Consider the following 324-nt stretch of genomic DNA (forward strand, 5'->3'; position numbering starts at 1 on the left):
GACGTATGGCGGGTTCGTGATGATCACTTCGTAGCGCGCGTCTTGCGGCAGCGGCGCATACAGGTCGCCTTCGTAAAGCGAGATGCGTTCGTCGAGTTCGTAGTCGTCGACGTTGCGGCGCGCGACCGCGAGCGCATCGGCGGAGATGTCGACGGCATCGATATCGGCGTTTTCGAACGCCTGCGCCGCGAGCACCGCGAGGCAGCCCGAACCGGTGCAGAGTTCGAGCACGCGCGTGACCTGGTCGGGGTCGGCCACGTAAGGCTGCAAGCCGTCCTGCAGCAATTCGCCGATGAACGAACGCGGCACGATCACGCGCTCATC

Annotated in this window: 1 protein-coding gene; it reads right to left on the reverse strand. The window is 64.8% G+C overall.

The features are described 5' to 3' along the window. On the reverse strand, positions 1-324 hold a 324-nt coding region (locus QCE73_RS34100; RefSeq protein ID WP_309885348.1), incomplete at both ends, for a methyltransferase.

Origin of the sequence: Caballeronia sp. LZ029 (genome assembly GCF_031451275.1) — a bacterium.
Classification (GTDB): Bacteria; Pseudomonadota; Gammaproteobacteria; order Burkholderiales; family Burkholderiaceae; genus Caballeronia; species Caballeronia jiangsuensis.